The sequence below is a fragment of the Acinetobacter sp. FB genome (assembly GCF_056033405.1).
The window spans coordinates 920977-946423 of sequence record NZ_CM148502.1; the positions used below are offsets into that span (position 1 = coordinate 920977).

Genomic DNA, 25447 nt, shown 5'->3' on the forward strand with positions numbered 1-25447 from the left:
TTGCGCTAAGGATAATAAGCACATACAAATCGATGGAAAGTATTGCATGAAAATTATCGCAGATGAAAATTTGGCATTTACCGATTATTTTTTTGCAGATTTTGCTGAAATACAGCATAAAGCAGGGCGCACCTTGACTCATAACGATGTTCAAGATGCCGATGCACTTTTGGTTCGCTCAGTGACTAAAGTGAATCATGCCTTAATTGATCAGACCAAGATTCAATTTGTGGGTAGTGCGACAATTGGTACAGATCATTTAGATATTCAAGCTTTGGAACAGCAGCATATTGCATGGAGTAATGCTGCGGGCTGCAATGCGCAAGCCGTTGCTGAATATGTGATTACTGCTTTATTGCATTTGAATATCGACTTATTAGAACAAGAGAAAGCTTTTACATTAGCAATTGTTGGCTTAGGCAATGTAGGGAGTCGACTCGCAGTGATGGCTCAATTGTTGGGCTGGAATGTGATTGGCTATGACCCTTATGTGCAATTAAGTCATATTGAAAATGTTTCATTTCATGAGTTATTAAAACGGGCAGATGCGATTTCAATTCATGTCCCTTTAACCTTAGCTGGTGATTATCCAACGCAACATTTGTTCAGCGATGCTACGTTTGCTGTAATGAAAGCATCCGCAATTTTGATTAATAGTGCGCGTGGTCCAGTGATTCAACAATCTGCATTGATGAGCGATATTAAAAAAAATAATCGTAAAGTTGTCTTGGATGTCTTTGAGTTTGAACCAGAGATTCCAGCGCAATTGCTGGATTTATTGGCTTTAGCAACCCCGCATATTGCAGGGTATAGCCTTGAAGGCAAAGCGAGAGGAACGCAGATGATTTATGAGGCATTTTGCGATAAATTTTCTTATGAAGCCTCAAAGCGTTTTGAGAGTCAATTGCCTCAAGTAGAACAATATTTCGGGCAGCAGGATTTAAAAGCTGCGCTTAAACAACATCTTACTCAGATTTACGATATTGCTGAAGATGATAAACAATTAAGAGCTGGTGTTCAAAATGCTAAAGTTGAACAAAAAGCATTTGATTTACTTCGTAAAAATTATCCTTTACGCCGTGAATGGGCGGCACACGGTGGACCAAAAGCATGAGCCAAGATATGAAATCCTATCAACCGACTTGTTCTATTGAGGCATTAAAAGCACGTGCAGAGATGTATCAAAAGATTCGTCAGTTTTTTGCGGAGCGTAAGGTATTAGAGGTTGAAACACCTGTTTTGTCTCAAGCTGCTGTAACTGATGTTCATTTGGCATCTGTACAAGTACAACGTCATATTCATGGAAAATTAAATACTCAATACTTACAGACTTCACCTGAATTTCCAATGAAACGTTTATTGGCCAGTGGTAGTGGAGCAATTTATCAAATCTGTAAAGTATTCCGTGATGATGAGCATGGGCGTAAGCATAATAGCGAATTTACCATGCTGGAATGGTATCGACCAGGTTTAGATTTAAAAGCTTTAATGCATGAAACAGCAGATTTACTAGAAGTGTGTTTGGCACATCGTTTTGGTGAAGTTCGTCCGTATATTTTGAGTTATAAGCATGCTTTTCAAGATCGTTTAGATATTAATCCTTTACAAGCGAATTTAAAGCAACTTAAAGAAACTGCGAATCGTGTAGGACTCAATCTTGATTTAGGAAATGATCGCTTGGGTTATATAGATTTATTATTTTCGCATTTCGTTGAACCAAGTTTAGGCTTTGATGCACCTGTATTTTTAACTGATTTTCCGCCTGAAATGGCATCGTTGGCTAAGGTGAAAACAGATGAGGATGGTGAATTAGTCGCAGCACGCTTCGAGGTATACATTGAGGGTTTAGAGCTTGCCAATGCCTATGATGAGCTTTTAGATGCCAAAGTTTTAGCTGAACGTTTTGACGCCGATAATATCGAGCGTGCTCAACAAGGATTACCCGTTATTCCAACGGATCAACATTTGTTAGCAGCTTTACCCCACATGCCAGATTGTTCAGGAATTGCACTTGGAATTGATCGTTTACTGATGGTTGCGATGAATAAGATGAAAATTGATCAAGTGATTACTTTCCCAGCGGAGATTGCTTAGAAACTTTGATCTTTACACGCTTATAAAAACTGCATCAATAATTGAATTAACTCACTTTGTCGATGCGTTTTGGTTTTCTTGAAAATCGCTTGTAGATGTTTTTTGACAGTATCAGCCTGAATATCGTGTGAGAGAGCAATTTCTTTGGTGGTTTTACCCTCAAGTAATTGCTCACATATTTTGTGTTCTACAGGTGTGAACATAAAAAGCTGAGTACATATTTCTCGTTGATATTTAGGTTTATGTTTTAAACCAGAAAATGTGGCGAGTAAAACTGGACGTAGCCCAAAAATCTTGTGTGTTTTTTCTGGACTTAATAAATCCAGTGTTAAGAATAAATGATCATCAACCATCATAATTTTACTACGTTCAGCGTAGCTTAAGTCATGATGACGTTTATGCAGGCGTTCTAGCTCAATCAGGTTTAACTCAAATTGTTGTTGGCTACTTTCATTGAATGCAAAACGACGTTGTTTGATTTGGATCAATTTACTATTTTCCAATAGCTGTTTTGCTTCTGTATTCAATTCAAGAATATCGCCATTCAAATTAATAATCGCAATTGGCTGATTCATTTTTTGAATTAATTGTGACCCGAGTAAGGTCATTGTCGAGTATTCAAAATGATGTCGATATTGTTGAATTTTCTGCTGTAGTATCGGTAATAACTCATAAATCGGCTGTAATTCAGAACAACTCAAAGCACCTCGTTCAGGGCTAGTCAAAAATGAAAGCATGACACAAACTTTATGATCATGAAGAATTTGTATTGCTGAACAAAAACGTAAATTTAGGGGTTCTAATACTTGTTGATAGACTTGAGTTTGAAGAATTTCATCTTCTGCGAAATGTTGAATACAATGCATCCAACCTTGCAATGGCGCCAATAACATTTTGTTTAAGCGAGGATCATCATCTATATCTAAACGAATTTGTTTTAGTGCGGCTTGTTCAAGTTGATGTTCATCAAAATCAACGCCATGATGAACACTAAAAGATAGTGCTTGTACTTCAAGATCAACTGCGAGTAGTTGAGAGGCTTGAAGATTAAAATGTTGATTTAGTTGTTCTAATAAAATAATCCAATCATCAGCATGCTGTACCTTATTTAAGATTTCCATGACATTACTGTGTTGGCTTAGATCCATTCAAAAATCTCATTAAAATAAATAGAATACATTTCCATGTAGTTTATATGGGTTTTAATTAAATGAAATCAGTAACTGAAATATATTCTAGTTTTATTTATACAATTTGATGAGATGAATCGTTTAGAAGAAAAAATTGAATAAACTTTACTATTTGATAAAAATGCCTAAGCCTTATCAAAGCCTAGGTGAGATTGAATTTAACAACGTCCTTTTTTAGCCTGTCCTGGAGGACAAAAATCACCATGACGATCATGGTGATTGTCTGGATCAACAATCACACTGCCATGAGGAGTATGTACGGCACAGGCAGATAAGCTAAATGTAATTAAAGTACTGAAGCAAAGCAGTATTATTTTCAGCATTGCATCCTATTTTTATTGCTTTCTCATTTACTTTAAATTGATCCAAACTTTTCGACTAGCTTAATGACGCATGTTTTTAATAGAGATTTGTATCATTCGGCTGAACGTAAAATAGTTCTAAATCCCACATGGGTTGCTGCCAAATCAAACTCTTGTGGATAACGACTACTGTTCCGATAACGGGCGCAAAAGTTGGAGGCACATAAAAAAGAACCACCTTTAAGTACATATTGCGTTGCGGTGCTATTTTTTTGACGCAGTTCCGCATAATTGCCCATGTGCTGATCATGTGCGCCGTGATAAGCAGAAGAGGTCCATTCCCAGACATTGCCAATCATATCGAATAACTTAAAAGCATTGGAAGGGTAACAACCGACGGGTGCCACGCTTTGGAAATGGTCCTCAACGCTATTCTGGAAAGGAAACTCACCTTGCCAATAATTCGCTTGTGGGTGTTGATGAGCATCTTGTGGCGCTTGGTGTAAAGAAGTATCGCTTTTCGAACCTGCTTTGGCGGCATATTCCCATTCTTGCTCTGTAGGTAAATCCCGACCTAACCAAACAGCATAGTGTTCAGCATCATTTTTAGTGACATAGCGAACTGGCTCTGAGGGAAGAGGGGCTTTACCTGCTGGACCATTGGGGTTTTTCCAAGTGTAATCTGCTTTCAACTGCCACCATTGTTTGGGGTTGTTCGCATCAGGCGAAAATACCGCTGCCTGCTTTTGTTTTTCTGCATCGGTGACATAGCCTGTTGCTTTGATGAAACTGGAAAACTGGGCAACCGTCACTTCGGTTTGATCGATCCAAAATCCTTTGACCTGACGTTGTGGTTTGCCAAAATTCAATTCATCAGGATAGGCAAGATTTGAACCCAGTTGAAATGAACCTTTAGGAACCCACACCATCCCCGCGGTTTTACTGTTTTGCCATGCCTCAGGTAAGCCCGAATACTGTTGGCATTGCTGTAATGAGCCCAGTTGAGCCTCAGTGCTGTTTTGTGTATGTGAGTGAGTGGTAGCAGGCTTAACTTTGCTACAGCCTGTCACAAGGGACAGGCTGCTGAGTGAAACTAAAAAGATAATCCTCTTCATTTAAGGAAATATTCCTTAACACCATTTTGTTGGGTGTATTGGTTATATACATTCACCAGCTCTTGTAACTTGGCTGGATTATCCTGAGCAAGGTTTTGCGTTTCACCTCGATCATTTTTCAAGTTGTATAGTTCCCAAGTTCCTGTGCCTAATTGAGGAGTGCCTTGTAATGCAATTTTCCAGTCCCCTTGACGGGCATATTTACTGCCATGTAATTCATCGGCAAAGCTAAAGTTGACTGGGCGAATGGCTTGGGCTTTATTGTCGAGTAGCGGTTTCCATGAGTAGCCACTTGGCGTATTGATCTGACGGCCTTTGTATTGACCTTGTGGGACGGCAATATTTGCGTAGTCGAGCACGGTTGGGAACACATCCAATACTGAGGCAAAACCATGATGAGTTGCTTGAGCCTTGGTTTGGTATGGCAGTTTTACAATTGCAGGTGCGGTGGTTGCACCTTCACCCGCAGTATCTTTCCATAGATGGAATGGTGCAGCGCTGACTTCCGCCCAGCGTGGTCCAACATAGTGATAAGAGCTTGATGTACCTACGTTATTTACGCTGTTATCAAAACCAGCTTCGGCACCATAACTGCGACGAATAAAGCCTTCCGCGCCATTATCTGAAACGAAGAAGATTAAGGTGTTGTCATATAAGTTATTACGTTTTAGATACTGAATCACACGACCAATATTGGCATCCAAATTTTCAACCATACCCGCGTAGATTTCCATTCTGCGTGCTTCAAGCGCTTTTTGCTCGGTTGAAAGTTCATTCCACTTACCGTATTTCTGTGGTGCATTTTGTGTGGCAATTGGTTCAGCCGCAGTAAAATTCGCTGGAATTAAGCCAAGCTGTTTTTGACGGGCAATTCGCGCATCACGAATCACATCATAGCCTGCATCATAAACACCGCGATAACGGTCACGATATTCAGCGGGTGCTTGTAAAGGCCAATGCGGTGCGGTGTAAGCAGCATAGGCAAAGAATGGCTTGCCTGAGTTTTTACCTGACTCGATATAACTGATCAATTTGTCTGTGAAGTAATTGGTAGAGAAGAAATCATCGGGTAAGGATGAAATCGGAATTTGCTTACCATCTTCGGTATAAGTGGCTTCACGCTTATAGGTACTCGGTGCTTGTTTGAAATGTAGGTCTAAGCCTTGCAATAATGTAAATGAGTGATCGAATCCTTTAGCATGTGCATTGGTTGCATCGGTCAAGCCTAAGTGCCATTTACCACTGATATAGGTTCGGTAGCCATTGTCTTTCAATACTTCTGCAATAGAGAGAGAACGTTCATTTAAATAGCCCTCATAACCCGGTTCATTTTGTAAGTGAGGCTTATTAAGTTCCGCCATTGCCCCAATACCTGCTAAATGGTGGTCAGTTCCCGAAATTAATTGTGAACGAGTTGGTGAGCAGGTTGGGGCAGTATGGTAATCCGTTAAAATACGACCTGCTCGTGTTAGTTCATCAATATTTGGTGTATGAATTTCCCCACCAAAAGCGCCTAAGTCTGAATAGCCTAAGTCATCGGCCATGATGAATAAAATGTTGGGTTGCTTCTTGGTTTCAACCACAGTATTTGAATTATCAGAATCATTGCTGCAAGCTGAAATTGACAAGATAAATAATGCAATAGAAAGTGTGCTAAGGAGACTATTACGAGACATTAGAATCGACTTAATTTTATAGAAGAATTATGGCGAGTTTAGAATGATGATTTTTATGATAAAAATAATTAAAATTTGATTATTAATCTTAAAAAAAGAAAAGCCCCAAAAAAGGGGCATGTATGATAAAAATTAAAATGGTATTTGAGTGAGTTGATTTAAAAAGTGCGGCAGCACTTTAGGTTCTAATAAAATTGTCATGACAACACCATACGCTGCTCCCCATAAGTGAGCGCTATGGTTGATATTTGTGTTGCCTCTTTTGCCAGACCAAATACTATAAGCGACATATAAAATGGCAAAAATAATGGCCGGAACGGGAATAAAGAAAACGAAAATGAGCTTCCATGGTTGAAACAGAATATAAGCAAATAACACTGCAGAAACAGCACCAGACGCACCTAAACTTGCCCAACGAATATCATGTCGATGTTTTAAATAGCTTGGTAAAATTGCTGCAATTAATCCACCTAAATAAAATAAGACAAAGCCTGTGTCATAAAAAAACTGACGATAAAAGCTTTCTATAATATTACCGAAGAAGAACAGCGTGACCATGTTAAAGAGTAAATGAGTACCATCAGCATGAACAAAACCATGTGTGATAAAGCGGTCATACTGTCCACGTTGAAGTGCAGGTGGCCAAAAAATTAAACGATTCATCACCGTTTGATTTGAGAAGGCTAACAAGGAAATCGCAACTGTAATGATGATCAGTGTCACAGTATGACTAAAGGGTAGATGTAACATAAATGTTTTAAAATTGATCAGTGTCTCAGCAATAATGCCATTAAAAACTTAATAAACAATGATCTTGCATAGAATTCCTACAAAAATGGTTGATTTTTTTTTATTACACTCCATCTTCGGTTAAGATAACGACATCAGCTTGAGGAATATTGTTATGTCGACTGAGAACACCAACACTGCCATTGCAGAAGAAATCCCAAACCTTTTGATTACTCCATCTGCGCAAGAGTATTTAAGTGATTTATTATCAAAGCAAAATACTCCAGGGATTGGCGTTCGTGTTTTTGTAGAGCATCCAGGTACACCGCGTGCAGAATGTTGTATGGCATATAGCGCACCTGATGAAGTAGTACCAACAGACTACAAACAGGAATATCCTGATTTTCCTGCTTATGTTGATGCACCATCCATTCCATATTTATTAGATGCTGTCATTGACTACAACAAAGACCGTTTTGGTGGTCAATTAACTTTCCGTGCCCCAAATTCAAAAGTGCCACGTGTTGGCCCAGATGCATCAATTGAAGAACGAATTACCTATATTTTACAATCGGAGATCAATCCAGGTTTAGAAGGTCATGGCGGTAATTGTAGTTTAGTTGAAGTGAAAGATGATCCTGAGCATGGGCTTACAGCTGTGTTAAAATTTGGTGGTGGTTGCCAAGGTTGCTCAGCAATTGATGTCACCCTTAAACAAGGGGTTGAAACGACATTACAACAGCATGTTCCAGAATTAAAGCGTGTGGTTGACCAAACTGATCACTCTCAGTCAGAAGGTGCGTACTTCAAGTAATAAAACTTGAAATTTATTGCATTATAAAAGCCCTGAATAGGGCTTTTTTTATTGTTTATTTAGTCAAATTTTATTTGATCATTATGTTCATGAATGTGTAATTTGAATTAAATAGTGAAAATATAAATAATAATTATTATCATTTATATTGAGTTTTATTGTTTCTTTGTTAGAATCTAGCCTAGTTTTTTAGCAAATCTTATGATTTATCTTAATTAGGTGGGAATATGTCTAATAAAATAGCACGCCATACATTACTCGCGACTTCAATTCTGAGTGGCATGATGACGTTTGCATATGCAGCAGAAACTACAGTTAATCAAAGTGGATTGGTTGAAAAATCAAATGAAAACGATGTTGTTAAACTGGAGACAATTGTTCTAACAGCAGAGGAACAAATTAAACAATCTCTCGGAGTTTCTAAGATCACTGCCGAAGATTTAGAAAAAATTCCAGTACGTAATGATATTTCTGAATACGTTCGTCGTATGCCAGGCGTTAACTTAACAGGGAATAGTGCAACAGGTCAGCGTGGAAATAATCGTCAAATTGATATTCGTGGTATGGGCCCTGAGAATACACTCATTTTGATTGATGGAAAGCCTGTTTCTTCACGTAACTCTGTACGCTATGGTTGGAAAGGAGAGCGTGATACACGGGGAGATTCAAATTGGGTGCCAGTAGAAGCAATCGAGTCTATTGAGGTTTTACGAGGTCCAGCAGCAGCTCGTTATGGTTCTGGAGCGGCGGGTGGTGTAGTCAATATTATTACTAAGAAAGTAACGAATGATACACATGGTTCCGTTGAGTTATATAGCAATCAACCTGAAGATTCCAAAGAAGGCGATTCTACTCGAGCAAGTTTCAATCTAAGTGGTCCAATCATTAAAGACATTTTATCTTATCGTTTATATGGTAATTACAATAAAACTGATTCAGATGCAGTAGATATTAATAAATCAATTGGCAGTCAGGCTGCTGGTCGAGAAGGGGTTAAAAATAAAGATATTGCTGGGCGTTTAGCTTGGCAAGCAACTGATGAACAAACAGTATTGCTTGATATTTCTTCTGGTCGCCAAGGTAATATTTATTCTGGAGACTCTCAATTAAATTCAAATGCAGAAACCGACCCAATTCTTTCTCAGCTTATTGGGAAAGAAACCAATACCATGTATCGAGATAGCTTGGCGCTAACTCATGAGGGAGATTGGGATTGGGGCAAAAGCAAATTGGTTGCGCAGTACGATAAAACACGTAATAAAAGACTTCCAGAGGGTTTAGCAGGAAGTGTTGAAGGAAAAATTAATAATTTAAATGATCGTGTTACATCTAAACTAGACACTTTAAGATTGAATGGTGAGCTAAATATTCCACTTGAGTATTATCTGCCCCAAGCATTGACCTTAGGTGTCGAATGGGTGGAAGATAAATTCACTGATCAGACCTCTACAACACAAGGCAAGGATCAAAGTGGTGCTGGCTATGGCGATCAGCTTGCAAAAGGTGATCGTAGTAAAATGGAATCACGAATTGCATCGGCATATATTGAAGATAACTTGAAAGTTACAGATATGACCGATGTTGTGGTCGGTTTACGTTTTGATGATCACAGTAAATCAGGCTCAAACTGGAGCCCAAGTTTAAACATAACACAAAAACTAAATGATCATTTTACTTTGAAAGGGGGGATTGCCAAAGCTTATAAAGCCCCGAATATGTACCAAAATGCTGAAGGTTATTTATTGAGTACCAATGGTAATGGTTGTCCTGCAAATATTGCATCGCGCTGTTTATTACAAGGTAATGGCGATTTAAAACCAGAAACCTCAATGAACAAAGAAATTGGGATTCAATTCCAAAAAGATGTTGTGAATGCCAGCTTAGCTTGGTTCCGTAATGATTATAAAAATAAGATTGTTGCTGGAACAGACATTGTTGGGACTGTGAATGGTTCAAGTACAAATGCAAATGGCGGCGTTACGCAAACGACTTGGAATATTCTTCGTTGGGATAATACACCAGAGGCATTGATTCAAGGGTTTGAAGGGAGTTTAGGGCTAGATTATGGCAATATCCGCTGGACCAACAATTTCACTTATATGATGGACTCTAAAGATAAGAAAACAGGAAATCCTTTGTCACTTGTTCCAAATTATACGATTAACTCAATTTTCGATTATGACATCACTGATCAATTGGATGTGAATTTTGTTTACACTCAATATGGTCGTCAAAAATCACGTCAATTCGCAGAAAATAGGATTGAAGCAGGTGTGGGTTCAGGTGGTACAAGTAGTGCGATTAAGCCAAGCGATGTAAAAAGTTATAGCTTAGTCGGTTTAAATATGGGCTATAAATTTAACAGTCAATTCAGCACTCGTCTTGGTGTAAGTAATTTATTTGATAAACAAATTTTAAGAGATAGTAACTCAATCAGTCAAACATATAACGAACCGGGTCGTGCTTATTATGCAAGTTTAAAATATTCATTCTAAGCAAACGACGATAAGGCAAGGCACTTTAAGTGCCTTGCTTTTTTAGTATTTCATGGACTTGTTCTGAGTAATAAAATTTTTCTAGATGTGCGCGTGCTCGTTGTCTTAAATACCCAGTTTGAATCACTTGCTGTAGCACGGGGAAGAGTAAATTATTCAATTCATTCTGAATTAAATCTTCATCAATATTTAGATCACGCAGTAACAAATCGAAAGTTCTCTCTTGGTTTCTTGCGTACCACGCATAGACCCCATCATGAACCTGCTGTTTTAAGTAAGGCGTTTGACGAATATGATCCCAGATTTCATGACCTAATCCCACGGTTTTAGGTAGGTCTTGAACTTCAAAGTAGTTTCGTAATACTGAAACTGGCATCAGTTTGATTTTATGCCAAAGATTTGCTTGGAAGTGATAGAGCTTGTCATCATTAAAATGTTGATTCAAAACTTTTTCGCTCATTTGGCTAATTTTTAAAATATTCTTTTGCAAATAATGACCAATAGTTTCATTCAGGTTGGAATCTGTGACTGTTTCTAAAACGGATTTGCCCATTTTCATGAAATGTCCTACGCCAGGAACGCGTTTAGACATGACCGAATTATCTAAGTAATCTTGGATTGAGTGTTGTATAAGCTGCGTAATCAAGGCTGAAAAAGCCGGATTATTGACGATAGTTTGAATTAAACGTTGCCGATGTCCAGCTTTTCCTGCGACGTATTGTGCAATTGAGTCGATGGTCAATACAGGAATAACCTCTTCAATTGTGGTGCTATCGTTCAGCGGATGAATCAATGCAAAACGAATATGCTCGGCAATTTGCTCAATTAGAAATGGACTTGCGGGCGTTGCTAGAATTTGCTTTTCGATCAGTTTAAAAATTTGTTCAAATGACCAAATATGTTGTAGCTGTTGCAACCGTAACCAATGATAGAATTGCTTAAACTCATATTGAATGGTTTCTGAATGTGAAAACTCTTGATCTAAAAAATCAAGTTGTGCATCAATTAGCTGTTCTATCATTGGATGTTTAGACATAAAACCTCAAATTCTTACTAAACTTATGGAGATGGTGCAGTTGCAGGCTTTTGTGTCTGGATTTTGCTCAAGAAAGGTAGATATTGTTGAACCACCAATTGATCTGCTTCCAAGATTGGCATATGTCCCACATTATCTAAAATCACAGGTGCTTGCGCATTTTTCAATAATGATTTTAACTCAGGTGCCACTTCGACATTAATAATTTTATCTTGCTTGCCCCATAAAATCAGGGTGGGTGCATCAATTGATTTTGCAAGCAGAGCAAAAGAATCAGGAGTAAACAGTTTATTGAGTGCGATCACTTGATCTACCATTTTTTGGGTTTGCTCAACTTGACCAATCATCATTTTTTCCTGTGCTTGAGCAATTTCTTTTGGAATAAATGGCGGAGCATACATCGCCTGTTGCATCAAGAAATTAAAGTCGCCTTTTTTGCTGACGATCATGTTTTTCACATGGTTCGGATCTTTTAGATAAGGCGTTGTTGCCGCTTTGTAGACACCAGCAGCATCGACCAAGAACAGGCTTTTCGTTTCAAATGGATATTGACCTGCGTATAGCATTGCGATTGATCCACCAAGTGAGTGACCTGCAATATGTGCTGGACCTGTCAAATTTGCGGCTTCGATAAAACGACGTAATTTTTCAGTCACATTCGGAACTGAATAATCAAAGTCTTTAGGAACTTGTGTTTCGCCACTCGCTGGTAAGTCAGGGATAATAACATGGTAATTTGCCGTTAATGCATGTGCGACACGATTCCAGTTATCACGACTACCTGCTAAACCATGAATTAAAATAACAATAGGTTTTCCTGCTTGACCACCTTCACTATATGACCAGCTAATATCTCCTACTTTTAAAGTCTTGGTCTGTAAGCCAGCCCAAGCACGTTCTTGTTGTAATACATTTTGGAAACTCATTTCTATTTCAGCAGCTTGAGTAGAACTTACAGAAATTGTTGCTAAGCTGAATGAGAGCAAAGTGGCAGTGATCGTTTTTCGGAATGGTGTTGAAAACAGTGTTTTGGTCATGATTGTTCTATCCTTGATTTATTTTTAAACCAATTGATTATTGTAGATGTTTGGAGTGGAGTCATTTGCATAATCTACAGATGTATGGAAATTCTTGCCAATGAAATGATTAATTTTCCATTATTTTTCTTGATATCAGGACACTCAATTGTCTGAGAGTTTTTATTTTTGTCAGTGACAATCTAGCATCCCCACATTAAACTAGTTTTTCATGTCAATCATAGATGGATGTACGCATGCTCACCGCTCAAGAAGCCTTAGAACGTTTAAAATCTGGTAATGCTCGTTTTGTTAAAGGGGAAACGACCCAGCAAAAATTGCTCACTCACCAAGAGCGTGCTGAAATGGCAAGTGAACAAAATCCTTTTGCTATCGTCTTAGGATGTTCTGATTCTCGAGTGCCTGCGGAAATGGTATTTGATCAGGGGTTAGGTGACTTGTTTGTTATCCGAGTTGCTGGAAATATTGTTGCACCCTCTCAGGTTGGTAGCGTTGAATTTGCTGCTGAACGTTATGATTGTGCTGTGGTAGTTGTATTAGGACATAGTCATTGCGGTGCGATTCAAGCAACGATTGATACACTCAAACATCCTGATCAAGCGCCATCTTCAAACTTGATGTCAATCGTAAATCGTGTACGCCCATCTGTTGAAATCTTAATGCAAACTGAGTTAAAGGATGATTTGAAAAAATTGTCTGCGCATGCAGTACGTTCAAATGTATTTGCTTCAGTGAATCAGCTACGTCATGGCTCAGCTGTATTAGAGGGCTTGATTGAAAAAGGCAAAATGATTGTTGTTGGCGCAGAATACTCGCTTGAGACAGGTGAAGTCATATTTTTTGATTTCTAATAATTAGAATCTGAATCATAAAGGGTGCCTATAGGGCACCTTTTATGTATGGATAAGCTAAATTTAGTAGAATAGGTTGGGCTTTAGCATTTGGGTGAATTTGATCGTTTTGAATTAAATTTTTATGTCCAGCGACCCCGTCTAAAAAGAAAGGCAATAACTTGACTTTATATTGCTGGCTTACAACTTTATAATTTTTTTCAAAAGCGCTGCTATACGCCGTCCCATAATTGGGTGGTATTTTCATGCCAAATAGTAAAACAGAGGCTTTCTGCTTTTGGCTGAGTTGTACTAATTGTGCTAAATTTTTTTTAATCATTTGAGGGGGTTGACCTCGTAAGCCATCATTTCCACCTAACTCAATTACAACAATTTCAGGCTGATAAGTTTGCAATAATTTAGGCAGTCTTGCCAAAGCACCACTTGTAGTTTCACCACTGACGCTTGCATTGACCACTTTATGCTGTTTCGGATACTGTTGATCTAAACGTTGTTGTAATAGGTTTACCCAGCCTTGTTTGGCATCTATGCCATAACCTGCACTGAGACTGTCACCCAAAATTAAAATAGTCTTTGCTGACGCGAAAGTGGGTAATGAGCAAATCGTGATGATTCCAAATTTTTTGGATAGCGAAAATAAAACTTTAGATATTTGCATTGCACTTCAAATTTGTCCTAAAGGATACGTGACATCATGCCACAGCCGATTATTTCTGCCCAAAAAGTTACACAAAATATCCACATTAATCAGCAAACATTAACCATCTTAAAAAATATCGATTTAGATATTTATCAGGGGGAACAGATTGCGATTACAGGTCGTTCAGGTTCTGGAAAATCCACTCTATTGGGTATTTTAGCAACACTTGATCGACCAAGTATGGGCGAATTGTGGGTCTGTGGACAAGCGGTGCATACTTTAACTGAAGAGCAGCGTGCTCAGGTTCGTTTAGAAAATATTGGTTTCGTTTTTCAATCTTTTCAGCTTTTACCACAACTCAGTGCACTCGAAAATGTGATGTTACCCTTACGTCTTCAGCCTGATTTCAATTTTAGGCAAGCTGAAAATAAGGCATTACAATGGTTGGAACGTGTTGGATTAGTTCGTCAGGCACAACAAACGCCTAAAGTTTTATCGGGTGGTGAGCAACAACGCGTTGCAATTGCGCGAGCATTAATTGCTGAGCCTAAAATTATTTTTGCAGATGAACCGACAGGTAATCTGGATGGACAAACCGCAGCAGAAATTGAGCAACTGTTATTTGATTTAAACAAAGAACTCGGAACAACTTTAATCCTTGTAACGCATGATCAAAATTTGGCAGCCTTGTGTCAACGGCATGTCAAATTGCTTGACGGCCAAATCCAAGAAATTATAAAAGTGCAGGAGGATATATGAGTTCAGTCCTCAAACCACTACTTTTTCAAAGCTTCCGCACAGGAGGGTTATATTTACTGATTATTGCCCTGTCTTTAGCCATAAGTGCCACCACCGCATTAAAATTTAGTAATACTCAAGTTCAAAATGCCGTTTCATTGCAAGCTGCTGAAATGCTGGGTGCAGATTTAGTTTTGTCTGATAATGACCCTATCCAATCAAAGTGGGTACAAAAGGCTCAACAACTTCATCTAAAACAGGCAGCTGTCACTTTGTTTGGATCAATGGCACATACCCAAGATCAATTTGTGATGGTCAATGTCAAAGCTGTCGATGAGCATTTTCCGCTGCGCGGTAAACTAGAGATCCAACCGAGAGCGAAATCTATTCAACAAGGTGAAGTTTGGTTAAGTCCAAGAGCAATTGATCTGTTAAAAGTAAAAGTGGGAGATCAGGTTGCAATTGCTGATGGCAAATTTAAAGTAACAGGCATTATTGAGCATGATTCTAATCAGGAGTTGGGCTTTTCAGGTTTTTCACCAACCGTGATTATTCATCAAGCAGATATTGCGAAAACGAATGCCATTCAGGTTGGGAGTCGGATAGATTATCGATTATTAATGGCAGGTGAGCCAAAACAAGTTGAAACATTTAAGAGCATCTTTAAACAAGCAACCAAGCTTGAAGCTGATCCTCATAATCAACAAGCAGAGAATAGTGAACAAAGCACCCTGAAACTACGTGATGCGAGTCAGTCCAATACCCGTTTGATGAAACCTATTGAAAATCTGGATACCTTTCTACAGCTTGCCAACCTCTTAACCATTCTACTGTGTGGGATTGCAATTGCTTTAACCAGTCAACGTTATGTGCAACAAAATCAGGATCATATTGCCTTGATGCGTTGTCTCGGTGCGAGTAAACGACAGATATTAGTCGCTTATATGATATTGCTTGCACTTGTCAGTGTCTTATCAGTTTTGATTGGAAGTTTTATTGGAATCATTCTAGGCTATGGTTTGTTGCAGTTGATGCTGCAACTGATTCCACAATTACAACTCAGCTTTGCGATTGTTGATCTATTCATGGCTTTACCCATTGCAATTTTTACCAGTGTTATGGTGTTAATTGGTTTCATTTTGCCAAGCATTTGGGAGTTATTGAATACGCCACCAATTCGTGTCATTCGTCAGCAAGAGCGTTCACGTAAATCCTATATCATGATGTTTAGTGTCGGTATTGCGAGTTTGGTCATATTTAGTTTAGTTTTGAGTGATAATCTAAAGCTAAGCCTATTGGTCTTATCTGCCATCTTAGTGCTTTGTGTGACTCTATTTGCTGTGATTTGGTCATTACTGAGAGCAATTAAGCAGTTGAAACATCCCTTATCTGCTTATGTTCGAATCCCACATCAGACAGCCTTGCAAATCACAGCACTTGCTTTAGGTCTCAGCTTAATAACTGTTCTAAGTGTTTTAAGAACGGATTTATTAGAGCGTTGGCAGCAGCAATTGCCTGAAGGTACACCGAATCAATTCGTCTATGGCTTACCTCCTTTTGATATGCCACAGTTTAAACAGCAGCTTGAACAAAATAATTGGCAATCAACACCCCTATATCCCAATATTCGGGGTCGCTTAATTGCTAAAAATGGGCAGGCGTTTAGCACTGAACTGATTCAACAGAATAATTCTTTACGGCGTGAGTTGAATTTGACGCAAGCGGAACTTTATCCAAAAGATAATCTGATTACTCAAGGGAATCCAAAGTTCACCCAAGTTGGACAAGTGTCGGTAGAAGAAAAATTGGCTACTGAGTTAGGGATAAAAGTCGGGGATCAGTTGAGCTTTAGCTTACCCGAAGGATCATTGAATGCCAAAGTGATTAACCTACGTTCAGTTGAGTGGGAGAGTTTTAGCCCTAATTTTTTCTTTATTTTTTCGCCTAAAACCATGGATGAAAATGCAGGAAGCTATTTAGGCAGTTTTTATGTCCCTACTGCGGATCAGCCGAAAATGGTACGCTTGATTGCACAATTTACCAATACCGTATTTATTGATGTGGGGCGTGTATTAGATGAAGTGAAACGCTTAATGAATATATTGGTTCAGGTGGTGACAGTACTGGCAATATTGGTTGGATTGTCTGGAGTTTTGGTTCTTATTGCTTGTCTAAATGTTTTAATGGATGAGCGCCGTAAAGAAGTGGCGTTATTACGATCTTTTGGTGTCGCAAAAAATAAATTAAAACAGATGCTCAGTTTAGAAATTGGTTTTATTGGCTTGGTGGCAGGAATTGTAGCATGTCTTTTTGCTGAAGTGATTAGTGCGATTGCCAGTTACAAGATGCAAATGGCAATCCAATTTCATCCTGAAATTTGGTTAATTTTACCGTTCAGTATGATGCTAGTATGTATGTTGATTGGTCGATATCGACTCAGTTATTTATGTGATATTCCACCGTTACAAAGTCTGAGAGAGATCAATCAATCTTAAAAGCTTAACTGGTTTTGGCGCAGGATTTCATTCCATAGAGAATTAAGTCCTGTGCTTAACTCATTACAGTAAACATAAAATCCGAGCGTTAATAAACTACCTAAAACCAGTGCAATGATTTGTAAGATAACTCGATGCTGAGTTTTATGACTGAAATACCAAGAGCCTGCAAGTAAAGCACCCATGATCATTCCACCGATATGTGCTGCATTATTAATACCTGGAACAGTAAAGCCAAAGGCAAGGTTAATAGCCATAATCAATAATAATGACTTTTTATCTAACCAAAAACGTTGTTGGGGTAAAGGTGGAAATAAAGAAACAGTTGTGAGCGCAGCACCTAAACCCATCACTGCACCAGATGCACCAGCACTGATATGTGGCAGTAATTGGGGATCGAAATGTTGTAATAACTCATAACCGTCTTGAATACTGAGATAACTGGAAAGAACGCTACCCATTAAACCCGCGAGAAAATACAGCGCAATATAATAACGACGACCAAAAAGTGGTTCAGCAACACTCCCGAAAATATACAGTGCCCACATATTCAGCATTAAATGGATCAGACCGAAATGGAAAAACATACTGCTAAACAGACGTTCGGGCTGTCCAGAGAAGGTGAGTGGTGTAAAATCTGCCCCCCAAGTAATTGCATCCATAGGGGAAGGGTCGGTAATATTCACACCTGAAAGAATTTGCCAGCCAAATAAACCAACATTGATGGCAATTAATAATGCTGTAAACCACCATATCTGTATTTGCAACTTTTGAGTAATTTGTGGTGGAGTGGTTTCAGTCATATGTTTATGCAAGTTATTACGATATAAAAATAGCTTAGCATGAATTTGTTGCCCAAGGAGTGATGCGCTTTAATGAAAGCCTTTTTAGCACGTGCAGTGATGTTGATTATCGGTATCATTCTTCTCATTCAGCTTTGGATCTTTAGTAGCTTGGTGTGGTGGAGAACGCAGCCTGTTGAAACAACGATGTTTATGCGTTGGGATTACCTGACTGACTTTAAGCCAATTCAACAAGACTGGCGTGATTATGATGATATTAGTGATAACTTTAAGCATGCAATTTTAGCTGCTGAAGATGCTAAATTTATTCATCATCATGGTTTCGATTGGGCTGGGATTCAGTTTGCATTAGAGCGTAATAATGAAAAAGGGGAAGTCGTTGCTGGAGGTTCCACGATTTCTCAACAGTTAGCAAAAAACTTATTCCTTTATAATCAGCGTTCATTTATTCGTAAGGGGCAGGAAGCTGTTGCTACATGGATGATGGAACGTATGTGGTCAAAACGTCGAATTTTAGAGGTTTATATGAATTCGGTCGAGTTTGGTCAAAATATCTATGGTGTTGAAGCTGCTGCACAATTTTATTATGGTAAGAGCTCGAAAAGTTTAACGCGTGAGCAAGCTGCTTTTTTAGCTGCTTTACTACCAAATCCTAAGTATTATCAATATCATCGCAATGATCATAAGTTACAGTTCCGCAAGCGTGTGATTTTAAGGTATATGAATAGTACACAAATTCCACAATAATTCAGATAAATTAAAAAAAGCTCAATATTTTTGGGCTTTTTTACCAAATTGACATAATTTTGCAGCATACTTAAACCGTGTTTTGATGAATGATAAAGCGACAAGGTTCAGTATGAATACTGCAGTGACGACAACAACGCCAACAGAATATACTTATAATGATCGATATATAAATCGTGAACTTTCTATTCTCGATTTTCATTTACGCGTACTTGAGCAAGCAGTTGATCCTCTCCATCCACTATTAGAAAGAATGAATTTCCTGCTTATTTTTTCAAGAAATTTAGATGAATTTTTTGAAATTCGTGTTGCAGGAATGATGGAGCAATTAACTTTAGGAAATGAAAGTCGTACACCAGATGGTTTGACCCCTAAGCAAGTACTCGATCAAATTTCTAAAACAGCACATGCTGCGATTGAACGACAATATCGTATTTTAAATGAACAAATTTTACCAAAATTGCGTGAGGAAGATATTTGCTTTTTACGTCGTGGCGAGTTGACTCCTGCACAATCGGCATGGATTAAAAAATATTTCCAAGAACAAGTTGCACCCGTTTTAACACCGATTAGTCTTGATCCAGCCCATCCATTTCCACGTTTAGTAAATAAAAGTTTAAACTTTATTGTAACGCTGGAAGGTAAAGATGCCTTTGGTCGTCAGATTGATCTTGCTGTAGTGCCAGCGCCTCGCTCTTTACCTCGTGTGGTTCGTTTACCCGATGAGCTTACTGATGGTAAAGAACATCATGTCATGTTATCTGCCATTATCCATGAACATGTTTCAGACCTATTCCCTGGTATGACGGCAACAGGCTGTTATCAATTCCGTGTAACGCGTAATGCCGATTTAGCCTTAAATGAAGATGTTGAAGATTTAGCAAAAGCTTTAAAAGGTGAGTTGAGTTCACGTCGTTTTGGACGTGCCGTTCGTTTAGAAGTTACGCATAATTGCCCAAAGCATATTTATGAATATTTATTGGATGAATTTGATTTAGAAGAAGAACAGCTTTATCGCGTAGACGGTCCTGTAAATTTGGCGCGATTACTTTCTAATTTTAAACGTCCACATTTACGCTATGACTCACATACACCAGTCGTTCCAAAAGTATTTAAGAAGACTGAAAGTATTTTTGCTGCGATGCAAAAGCAAGATATTTTATTGCATCACCCATTTGAGTCATTTGCACCTGTAATTCAATTATTGCGTGAAGCAGCACGTGATCCGCAAGTTTTGGCAATTAAACAAACACTTTATCGTAGTGGTGCAGACTCAGAAATTGTTCAAGTACTTGCCGAAGCGGCGCGCAATGGTAAAGAAGTCACTGCTGTGATTGAGTTACGTGCTCGTTTTGATGAAGAATCAAATATTGAAGTTGCAAATGTATTGCAAGAAGCTGGCGCTGTGGTTGTTTATGGGATCGTTGGTTATAAAACACATGCCAAAATGATTTTAGTCGTACGCCGTGAGAATAATAAATTAGTACGTTATGTACATTTGGGTACAGGGAACTACCATGCCACGAATGCACGTATCTACACCGATTATGGTCTAATGACTACAGATAAAGATTTGTGTGAAGATGTACATCGAATTTTCCAAGAGCTTACGGGCATGGGGAAAATGGCAAAACCGAAAAAGTTATTACATGCACCATTTACATTACATGCTCAACTAATTAACTATATTGATGAAGAAATTGCGAATGCCAAAGAGGGTAAATCGGCGCAGATTATTGTAAAAGTGAATGCGTTAACCGAAGTCCAACTGATCAATAAGTTATATGAAGCATCGCAAGCAGGCGTACAAATTGACTTAATTATTCGTTCAATTTGTTGCTTACGTCCGGGTCTCCCGAACTTGTCAGAGAATATTCGTGTTCGCTCAATTGTGGGAAGATTCTTAGAACATACACGAGTTTATTATTTTAGTAATAATGGTAATCCTCGTATTTATTGTTCAAGTGCAGATTGGATGGATCGTAATTTATTTAATCGCGTAGAAGCATGTTTCCCGATTGAAGATCCTGCATTGAAAAAGCGTATTTATCAATTAGGTTTAATGAATTATTTAAAAGACAATCAGCAAGCTTGGTTATTACAAGGTGATGGTGTCTGGGATCGCGCTAAACCTGCTCAGGGTGAGGAACCGCACAACGCGCAACACACATTACTTGATGCGATTAAATAAATCTAAAAAACCGACCCTAAGGTCGGTTTTTTGTAAATATAGATTAGTTGGTTTTAATTTCTAAGACCAACTGATTGACTAAATCGGCAGCTTCCAACTCTCTAATTTGTGCCACATTGCTCCCCGCCCAAAATGCGCCATAACTAAAATCTTGGTGGGTATTTGCAATACTCATGAGTTGTTTAGCTAGATCATAAGTATAAGGATAGGCTGGCGTTTGAGGTCGATTTGGTGAGTCAATCAGTGTGTGCCAAGTCCCCACTAAACCGCGTGCTGGACGACCTGATAAGCTTGAACTGATTTGTGTAATAGATTGACTGAATAAAGCTTTTCGATAGGCTGCATTCGCACTCGAACTTTTACATTGCACAAATGCTGTACCCAATTGAACAGCAGCAGCACCTAATTTCAACATCGATTTTGCTTGATCACCATTCATAATACCGCCAGCAGCTACTACAGGTAATTTACAATGTGTTGAGATGAGTTGTACGAGATCACCGGTTTTAATTGCTGCATCAAAAGTTTGATTGAAAATACCCCGATGTCCTCCAGCTTCAATCCCTTGAGCAATAATAATATCAATACCCGCCGCCTCAATTGCTTTGGCCTCGATGAGATTGGTTGCTGAAACCATGGTAATAATTCCAGCTTGCTTTAATGCTTCAATTTGATGAGGGTGAGGAATTCCAAAATGAAAACTCACAGCTTTGGGGCGAGTTTCAAGTACAACATTCAGGAAATCATCATTATCTAAAAAGCTTGGATAAATACAATTCAATTCAGTCGGAGGTTCTGCTCCGAATTTTTCAAATTCAGGACGAATATAGTTAATCCATTGTTGAGCAACTTCTGGATCGAGTTGTTCTGATTGATGGCAGAAAAAATTAACTTGAAAAGGGTGGTCAGTCAGTTCTTGAGTTTTAATAATTTGTTGTTTTGCTGCCTCTGTTGAATTTGCCCCAAGTCCCAAAGAACCTAAAGCCCCTTGATTAGAAACTTCAGCAGCAAGCTCTGGTGTTGACACACCAGCCATTGGGGAAAGAAAAATCGGATGCTTTATTTCTAATAATTCTAAAATTGACATGATTTATATACTCTTTAGCTTTTCCATCACCATAACGTAAAAACAAAAAGCCCTGCAAATAATAATCAGTATTTAATTATTGAATACTAATCTTTTTAAATACCTAGTCACACAGAAATTAAATGGCAGTCACATGGAACAATGAGCCGACCCAACTCGAAAATGCCATGGCTAAAATACCCCATAAGGTAATACGTAGACTACCTTTTAGCATTGATGTTCGAGCAAAATAACTGGATAACGCTCCCAATAATGCTAGTGAGACAATACCTGTAATTAAAACTGAGCGAGCGACCCATGAACTTGGGCTGAGTAAAATGGCAAGCATAGGAAGTACAGCACCACATGAAAAGGAAGCAGCAGAAGAGAGTGCTGCTTGAATAGGATTTGCAGCAGTATTTTCATGTATGCCAATTTCATCACGGGCATGTGCCCCAAGCGCATCATGTTCGGTGAGTTGTGTGGCAACTTCATGTGCCAATTCAGGTTTTAGACCTCTAGAAATATAAATTTCAGTCAGTTCTTTCAATTCTGCATGCGGATTTTTTTCAAGTTCAGTTGCTTCAAATCTTAAGTCTGATTTTTCAATATCTTCTTGAGATTTTACCGAAATATATTCTCCAGCCGCCATCGAGGTTGCACCTGAGATCAGTCCAGCAATACAGGTGACCAAGAGTGTCTGCGAACTCGCACCACTGGCTGCCATCCCCATAATTAAACTTGTGACAGAAATAATGCCATCATTTGCGCCAAGCACGGCAGCACGCAGCCATCCTGAGCGTTGTATGACATGGAGTTCTTGGTGGTGTGACAAAGACATAATGGCTCTCTTTTTATATATGTAAACGTAATTATTGGGGGGAATAGATGAATCATTATGAGCAGAATTTTATGACGATTCATCAACTTAACTTACTTATAAAGTAACTTATTTTAACGATAGCGTGATGATGATTTAGTTATGATATGTGAATAGTTTAACATTTTTATATGTGAAATTGATTTTGTATCAGCTACCGAGTTGGTATTTTGAGTTGAGATCTATGATGAATAATTCGAAAAAAAAGCTACTGAGTCATACACTATTTATTCTAGGTTTTATATCGCCACTACAGCATGTAATCAGTGCTGAACCTGATTTTGTGAAAGAAGGTGATGCGTCGTATAAACCAGGGCATCCTATTTACGATCGTTGGGATAAATTTTATAAAATTGAACAGAGTCAGCCTGAGGAAGCGGAGAAAATTCTTTTAGAACTTACACAGCTTACGCCACAAGATATTAAAGTTTGGAAGAGTTTAACTTATTTGCAAATCCGTTTGAATAAGCCAAATGAGGCAATTCAAAGTGTTCGTAAAGCAGAATTATTTGATCCTCAAGATCAACAGCTAAAATTACAAGAAGCATATTTGCTCAATCAACAAAATAGAAATACTGAAGCATTGGTTATTTTTAAAAACTTGAGCACCTCCTCTGACAGTGAAATCGCAACTAAAGCACAACAAGCAGTGCAGAATTTAAGTGGTTCAACAGTTAAGCCAACATTTAAAGATATTTATTTTGCGCCATCTTATGAGTCTCGCTATGACGACTTTATTTTCCCCTTGAAAATGCGTTACGGCAAAAATTTAGAGGGTGGACGAGCGCAGGTATATGGTTTTGTAAATCTAAATCGTGATACCAAATCAAAAGGTGGCGTGCGCCCTGAAATTATTGATGAAAATGCGGTAACAGTGGGCGTTGGTGCAAATTATCAACCGTGGCAATCTATACCGATTCGCGCTTACCTTGAGGTCGGAGGTAGTTACGATTTGATTGATCGTAATCGTGACAAGTTTCGTGAAAGTGTGGTTGGTGGAGTGACAGGCTATCAAGAATGGTATGCCAATCCAAGTATCGAACATGGTACAGTGTGGAATGATTATTTTACTGATTTATATGGCAATGTCGCGAGTTACTCACGCGAAGATTATAACGTGATTGCGGATTTAAGATTACGATCTGGTTTTAACGTCTATCGCGGCGAAGCAGGGACAGTCCAAGCATATGGCAAACTGCATACCTTAGCCGATTCTAAAGGCGAAAATTACAATAATTTATTTGAATATGGTGTGGGTGTGGCTTGGCAACCATTCAATTACGTCCCCGTAAAATTAAGAGTAGAACGTCTTTACGGTGATTATTTTAAGAGAGCTTTATCTGACGGGACTGAGAGTTATAACAACACACGTACAGAACTGGTATTTTATAAGGACTTCTAATAATGAAAAAATTAATATCGATTGTCTTTGGTACGCGACCTGAGTTGATTAAATTAGCACCTGTTATTTTATTGGCGCAACAAGATCCACGTTTTCAAGTTGAAGTTATCTTTACAGGGCAACACGATGAGTTAGTTCGAGATGCAATAGAGTTTTTTCAAATCAAAATAGATCAACGTTTGCAAATGATGAATGCTGGTCAAAGTCTGAATCAATTATTAATACAAGGTTTAAGTCAATTAGAACAAGTTTTTAATGATGGAAAGCAACGTGATGCGGTGATTATTCAAGGTGATACAACGACAGTATTAGCTGCTGGTTTGGTTGCATTTTCAATGAAAATTCCAGTTGCACATGTCGAAGCTGGTTTGCGGTCTTATGATTTAGACCACCCCTTTCCTGAAGAGGGTAATCGACAATTGGTGTCTAGAATTACTCGTTGGCATTTTGCACCCACTGAGCAATCGAAACAAAATCTACTTCTTGAAAATATTCCATCAAATACAATAACGATAACAGGAAATACGGTCGTGGATGCAGTTTATTTGGGTCGAGATTTAATTCATCAACAAGATCGAAAACAAAATCATCTGCAACAACACGGTTTAAATTTTCCAATGAATGCTCGTGTGATACTCATTACCGCGCATCGACGTGAAAACTTCGGCGAAGGGATTCGGAATATTTGTCATGCGGTTGAACAGTTGGTTCAAAAGCATTCAGATGTGCATTTTGTTTGGCCTGTTCACTTAAATCCTGCAGTGCGTGAGGTGGTCTATGCTCAGTTCGCAGAGCATCCTCAAGTACATTTAGTAAAACCTTTAGATTATCCTAGTCTTTTAGCCGTGATTGATCGTGCTGAGTTTATTTTGACAGATTCGGGTGGCATACAAGAGGAGAGCCCTTCATTTCATAAACCTGTCTTAATCTTACGTGACACAACTGAGCGCCCTGAAGTTGTAGACGTAGGCGCAGGAATTTTGGTGGGGACGGATCAACACAAAATTGTGACTGAGGCTGAAAAATTACTGATTGATTCAAGCCACTATGCTTCTATGGCAAATGCTCCCAACCCATTCGGAGATGGCAAGGCTTCGCAACGGATTTTAGACAAAATTGCCGAAGCATAATTGATCGGTTCTAATC

At 38.6% G+C, this 25447-nt stretch carries 22 protein-coding genes; 11 read left to right on the top strand and 11 right to left on the bottom strand.

Annotated features, from left to right (window positions below):
• The first annotated feature begins 46 nt into the window (after nt 1-46).
• Together AC0JIQ_RS04285 and epmA are read left to right on the top strand one after the other, a co-directional pair.
• Nucleotides 47-1114 (top strand): 4-phosphoerythronate dehydrogenase, encoded by a 1068-nt coding sequence (locus tag AC0JIQ_RS04285; RefSeq protein WP_474202736.1) that lies wholly within the window; start codon nt 47-49, stop codon nt 1112-1114.
• Nucleotides 1111-2094 carry an EF-P lysine aminoacylase EpmA gene (epmA, locus tag AC0JIQ_RS04290; protein WP_474202737.1) on the top strand — a complete coding sequence of 328 codons (984 nt, stop codon included), beginning with the start codon at nt 1111-1113 and terminating at the stop codon, nt 2092-2094. Before AC0JIQ_RS04285 ends, epmA begins: the two co-directional genes overlap by 4 nt.
• Before the next feature lie 20 nt (nt 2095-2114).
• On the opposite strand, the gene AC0JIQ_RS04295 is transcribed toward epmA, so the two are convergent.
• The 5 genes from AC0JIQ_RS04295 to AC0JIQ_RS04315 form a co-directional block, all read right to left on the bottom strand.
• Complete coding sequence (locus AC0JIQ_RS04295; protein ID WP_474202738.1) at nt 2115-3242, bottom strand: helix-turn-helix transcriptional regulator; 1128 nt, start codon at nt 3240-3242, stop codon at nt 2115-2117.
• A 200-nt stretch (nt 3243-3442) separates the two neighbouring features.
• On the bottom strand, nt 3443-3604 hold the full coding sequence (locus tag AC0JIQ_RS04300; protein WP_288400949.1) for a hypothetical protein: 162 nt from the start codon (nt 3602-3604) through the stop codon (nt 3443-3445).
• Nucleotides 3605-3699: 95 nt separating this feature from the next.
• Nucleotides 3700-4701, bottom strand: a complete 1002-nt coding sequence (locus AC0JIQ_RS04305) for an SUMF1/EgtB/PvdO family nonheme iron enzyme (protein WP_474202739.1) — start codon at nt 4699-4701, stop codon at nt 3700-3702.
• A complete protein-coding gene (locus AC0JIQ_RS04310) occupies nt 4698-6377 on the bottom strand; it encodes an arylsulfatase (RefSeq protein ID WP_474202740.1) in 1680 nt (559 codons plus the stop codon). The genes AC0JIQ_RS04305 and AC0JIQ_RS04310 overlap by 4 nt, the downstream gene beginning before the upstream one ends.
• Nucleotides 6378-6509: 132 nt before the next feature.
• Nucleotides 6510-7127, bottom strand: coding sequence for a rhomboid family intramembrane serine protease (locus tag AC0JIQ_RS04315; RefSeq protein ID WP_474202741.1), 618 nt, complete (start codon nt 7125-7127; stop codon nt 6510-6512).
• Between the two features lie 154 nt (nt 7128-7281).
• Between AC0JIQ_RS04315 and nfuA the strand changes: the two genes are divergently transcribed.
• The gene (nfuA, locus tag AC0JIQ_RS04320; protein WP_004663326.1) at nt 7282-7920 is read left to right on the top strand and encodes a Fe-S biogenesis protein NfuA; all 639 of its coding nucleotides are present in this window, start codon (nt 7282-7284) and stop codon (nt 7918-7920) included.
• 227 nt (nt 7921-8147) lie between these two features.
• Nucleotides 8148-10415: a TonB-dependent siderophore receptor gene (locus AC0JIQ_RS04325; RefSeq protein WP_474202742.1), complete on the top strand. Its 2268-nt coding sequence runs from the start codon at nt 8148-8150 to the stop codon at nt 10413-10415.
• 25 nt (nt 10416-10440) lie between these two features.
• Here the strand turns inward: AC0JIQ_RS04325 and AC0JIQ_RS04330 are convergent, their stop codons facing one another.
• Entirely contained in the window at nt 10441-11451 is a 1011-nt protein-coding gene (locus AC0JIQ_RS04330; RefSeq protein ID WP_474202743.1) for a hypothetical protein, read from the bottom strand.
• A gap of 23 nt (nt 11452-11474) precedes the next feature.
• The gene (locus AC0JIQ_RS04335) at nt 11475-12488 is read right to left on the bottom strand and encodes an alpha/beta fold hydrolase (RefSeq protein ID WP_474202744.1); all 1014 of its coding nucleotides are present in this window, start codon (nt 12486-12488) and stop codon (nt 11475-11477) included.
• 236 nt (nt 12489-12724) lie between these two features.
• Between AC0JIQ_RS04335 and AC0JIQ_RS04340 the strand changes: the two genes are divergently transcribed.
• Nucleotides 12725-13339 carry a carbonic anhydrase gene (locus AC0JIQ_RS04340; RefSeq protein ID WP_004663322.1) on the top strand — a complete coding sequence of 205 codons (615 nt, stop codon included), beginning with the start codon at nt 12725-12727 and terminating at the stop codon, nt 13337-13339.
• A gap of 28 nt (nt 13340-13367) precedes the next feature.
• On the opposite strand, the gene AC0JIQ_RS04345 is transcribed toward AC0JIQ_RS04340, so the two are convergent.
• A complete protein-coding gene (locus AC0JIQ_RS04345) occupies nt 13368-13997 on the bottom strand; it encodes an arylesterase (protein WP_474202745.1) in 630 nt (209 codons plus the stop codon).
• A 36-nt stretch (nt 13998-14033) separates the two neighbouring features.
• Here AC0JIQ_RS04345 and AC0JIQ_RS04350 point away from each other — a divergent pair, with 36 nt between their 5' ends.
• Together AC0JIQ_RS04350 and AC0JIQ_RS04355 are read left to right on the top strand one after the other, a co-directional pair.
• Nucleotides 14034-14738 carry an ABC transporter ATP-binding protein gene (locus AC0JIQ_RS04350; protein ID WP_474202746.1) on the top strand — a complete coding sequence of 235 codons (705 nt, stop codon included), beginning with the start codon at nt 14034-14036 and terminating at the stop codon, nt 14736-14738.
• A complete protein-coding gene (locus AC0JIQ_RS04355) occupies nt 14735-17212 on the top strand; it encodes an ABC transporter permease (RefSeq protein ID WP_474202747.1) in 2478 nt (825 codons plus the stop codon). Before AC0JIQ_RS04350 ends, AC0JIQ_RS04355 begins: the two co-directional genes overlap by 4 nt.
• Here AC0JIQ_RS04355 and AC0JIQ_RS04360 read toward each other — a convergent pair.
• Nucleotides 17209-18015 (bottom strand): rhomboid family intramembrane serine protease, encoded by an 807-nt coding sequence (locus AC0JIQ_RS04360; protein ID WP_474202748.1) that lies wholly within the window; start codon nt 18013-18015, stop codon nt 17209-17211. The genes AC0JIQ_RS04355 and AC0JIQ_RS04360 overlap by 4 nt on opposite strands.
• A 72-nt stretch (nt 18016-18087) precedes the next feature.
• Here AC0JIQ_RS04360 and mtgA point away from each other — a divergent pair, with 72 nt between their 5' ends.
• Nucleotides 18088-18762: a monofunctional biosynthetic peptidoglycan transglycosylase gene (mtgA, locus tag AC0JIQ_RS04365; protein ID WP_474202749.1), complete on the top strand. Its 675-nt coding sequence runs from the start codon at nt 18088-18090 to the stop codon at nt 18760-18762.
• 112 nt (nt 18763-18874) lie between these two features.
• Nucleotides 18875-20953 carry a polyphosphate kinase 1 gene (gene ppk1 / locus AC0JIQ_RS04370; RefSeq protein WP_293741598.1) on the top strand — a complete coding sequence of 693 codons (2079 nt, stop codon included), beginning with the start codon at nt 18875-18877 and terminating at the stop codon, nt 20951-20953.
• 43 nt (nt 20954-20996) lie between these two features.
• Here the strand turns inward: ppk1 and AC0JIQ_RS04375 are convergent, their stop codons facing one another.
• Together AC0JIQ_RS04375 and AC0JIQ_RS04380 are read right to left on the bottom strand one after the other, a co-directional pair.
• Nucleotides 20997-22040 (bottom strand): NAD(P)H-dependent flavin oxidoreductase, encoded by a 1044-nt coding sequence (locus AC0JIQ_RS04375; RefSeq protein ID WP_474202750.1) that lies wholly within the window; start codon nt 22038-22040, stop codon nt 20997-20999.
• Nucleotides 22041-22158: 118 nt separating this feature from the next.
• Nucleotides 22159-22860, bottom strand: a complete 702-nt coding sequence (locus tag AC0JIQ_RS04380; protein WP_004663310.1) for a VIT1/CCC1 transporter family protein — start codon at nt 22858-22860, stop codon at nt 22159-22161.
• 226 nt (nt 22861-23086) lie between these two features.
• Here AC0JIQ_RS04380 and AC0JIQ_RS04385 point away from each other — a divergent pair, with 226 nt between their 5' ends.
• Together AC0JIQ_RS04385 and wecB are read left to right on the top strand one after the other, a co-directional pair.
• On the top strand, nt 23087-24301 hold the full coding sequence (locus tag AC0JIQ_RS04385; protein WP_474202751.1) for a tetratricopeptide repeat protein: 1215 nt from the start codon (nt 23087-23089) through the stop codon (nt 24299-24301).
• A 2-nt stretch (nt 24302-24303) separates the two neighbouring features.
• A complete protein-coding gene (wecB, locus tag AC0JIQ_RS04390) occupies nt 24304-25431 on the top strand; it encodes a non-hydrolyzing UDP-N-acetylglucosamine 2-epimerase (protein WP_474202752.1) in 1128 nt (375 codons plus the stop codon).
• Nucleotides 25432-25447 lie beyond the last annotated feature (16 nt).

Coding starts and splice junctions, on each gene's coding strand:
- epmA (WP_474202737.1), top strand. CDS start 1,111: ATGAGCCAAGATATGAAATCCTATCAACCGACTTGTTCTATTGAGGCA.
- AC0JIQ_RS04385 (WP_474202751.1), top strand. CDS start 23,087: ATGAATAATTCGAAAAAAAAGCTACTGAGTCATACACTATTTATTCTA.
- AC0JIQ_RS04330 (WP_474202743.1), bottom strand. CDS start 11,451: ATGTCTAAACATCCAATGATAGAACAGCTAATTGATGCACAACTTGAT.
- AC0JIQ_RS04305 (WP_474202739.1), bottom strand. CDS start 4,701: ATGAAGAGGATTATCTTTTTAGTTTCACTCAGCAGCCTGTCCCTTGTG.
- AC0JIQ_RS04335 (WP_474202744.1), bottom strand. CDS start 12,488: ATGACCAAAACACTGTTTTCAACACCATTCCGAAAAACGATCACTGCC.
- AC0JIQ_RS04315 (WP_474202741.1), bottom strand. CDS start 7,127: ATGTTACATCTACCCTTTAGTCATACTGTGACACTGATCATCATTACA.
- AC0JIQ_RS04325 (WP_474202742.1), top strand. CDS start 8,148: ATGTCTAATAAAATAGCACGCCATACATTACTCGCGACTTCAATTCTG.
- AC0JIQ_RS04345 (WP_474202745.1), bottom strand. CDS start 13,997: ATGCAAATATCTAAAGTTTTATTTTCGCTATCCAAAAAATTTGGAATC.
- ppk1 (WP_293741598.1), top strand. CDS start 18,875: ATGAATACTGCAGTGACGACAACAACGCCAACAGAATATACTTATAAT.
- wecB (WP_474202752.1), top strand. CDS start 24,304: ATGAAAAAATTAATATCGATTGTCTTTGGTACGCGACCTGAGTTGATT.
- AC0JIQ_RS04380 (WP_004663310.1), bottom strand. CDS start 22,860: ATGTCTTTGTCACACCACCAAGAACTCCATGTCATACAACGCTCAGGA.
- mtgA (WP_474202749.1), top strand. CDS start 18,088: ATGAAAGCCTTTTTAGCACGTGCAGTGATGTTGATTATCGGTATCATT.
- AC0JIQ_RS04285 (WP_474202736.1), top strand. CDS start 47: ATGAAAATTATCGCAGATGAAAATTTGGCATTTACCGATTATTTTTTT.
- AC0JIQ_RS04295 (WP_474202738.1), bottom strand. CDS start 3,242: ATGGATCTAAGCCAACACAGTAATGTCATGGAAATCTTAAATAAGGTA.
- AC0JIQ_RS04340 (WP_004663322.1), top strand. CDS start 12,725: ATGCTCACCGCTCAAGAAGCCTTAGAACGTTTAAAATCTGGTAATGCT.
- nfuA (WP_004663326.1), top strand. CDS start 7,282: ATGTCGACTGAGAACACCAACACTGCCATTGCAGAAGAAATCCCAAAC.
- AC0JIQ_RS04375 (WP_474202750.1), bottom strand. CDS start 22,040: ATGTCAATTTTAGAATTATTAGAAATAAAGCATCCGATTTTTCTTTCC.
- AC0JIQ_RS04350 (WP_474202746.1), top strand. CDS start 14,034: ATGCCACAGCCGATTATTTCTGCCCAAAAAGTTACACAAAATATCCAC.
- AC0JIQ_RS04310 (WP_474202740.1), bottom strand. CDS start 6,377: ATGTCTCGTAATAGTCTCCTTAGCACACTTTCTATTGCATTATTTATC.
- AC0JIQ_RS04355 (WP_474202747.1), top strand. CDS start 14,735: ATGAGTTCAGTCCTCAAACCACTACTTTTTCAAAGCTTCCGCACAGGA.
- AC0JIQ_RS04360 (WP_474202748.1), bottom strand. CDS start 18,015: ATGACTGAAACCACTCCACCACAAATTACTCAAAAGTTGCAAATACAG.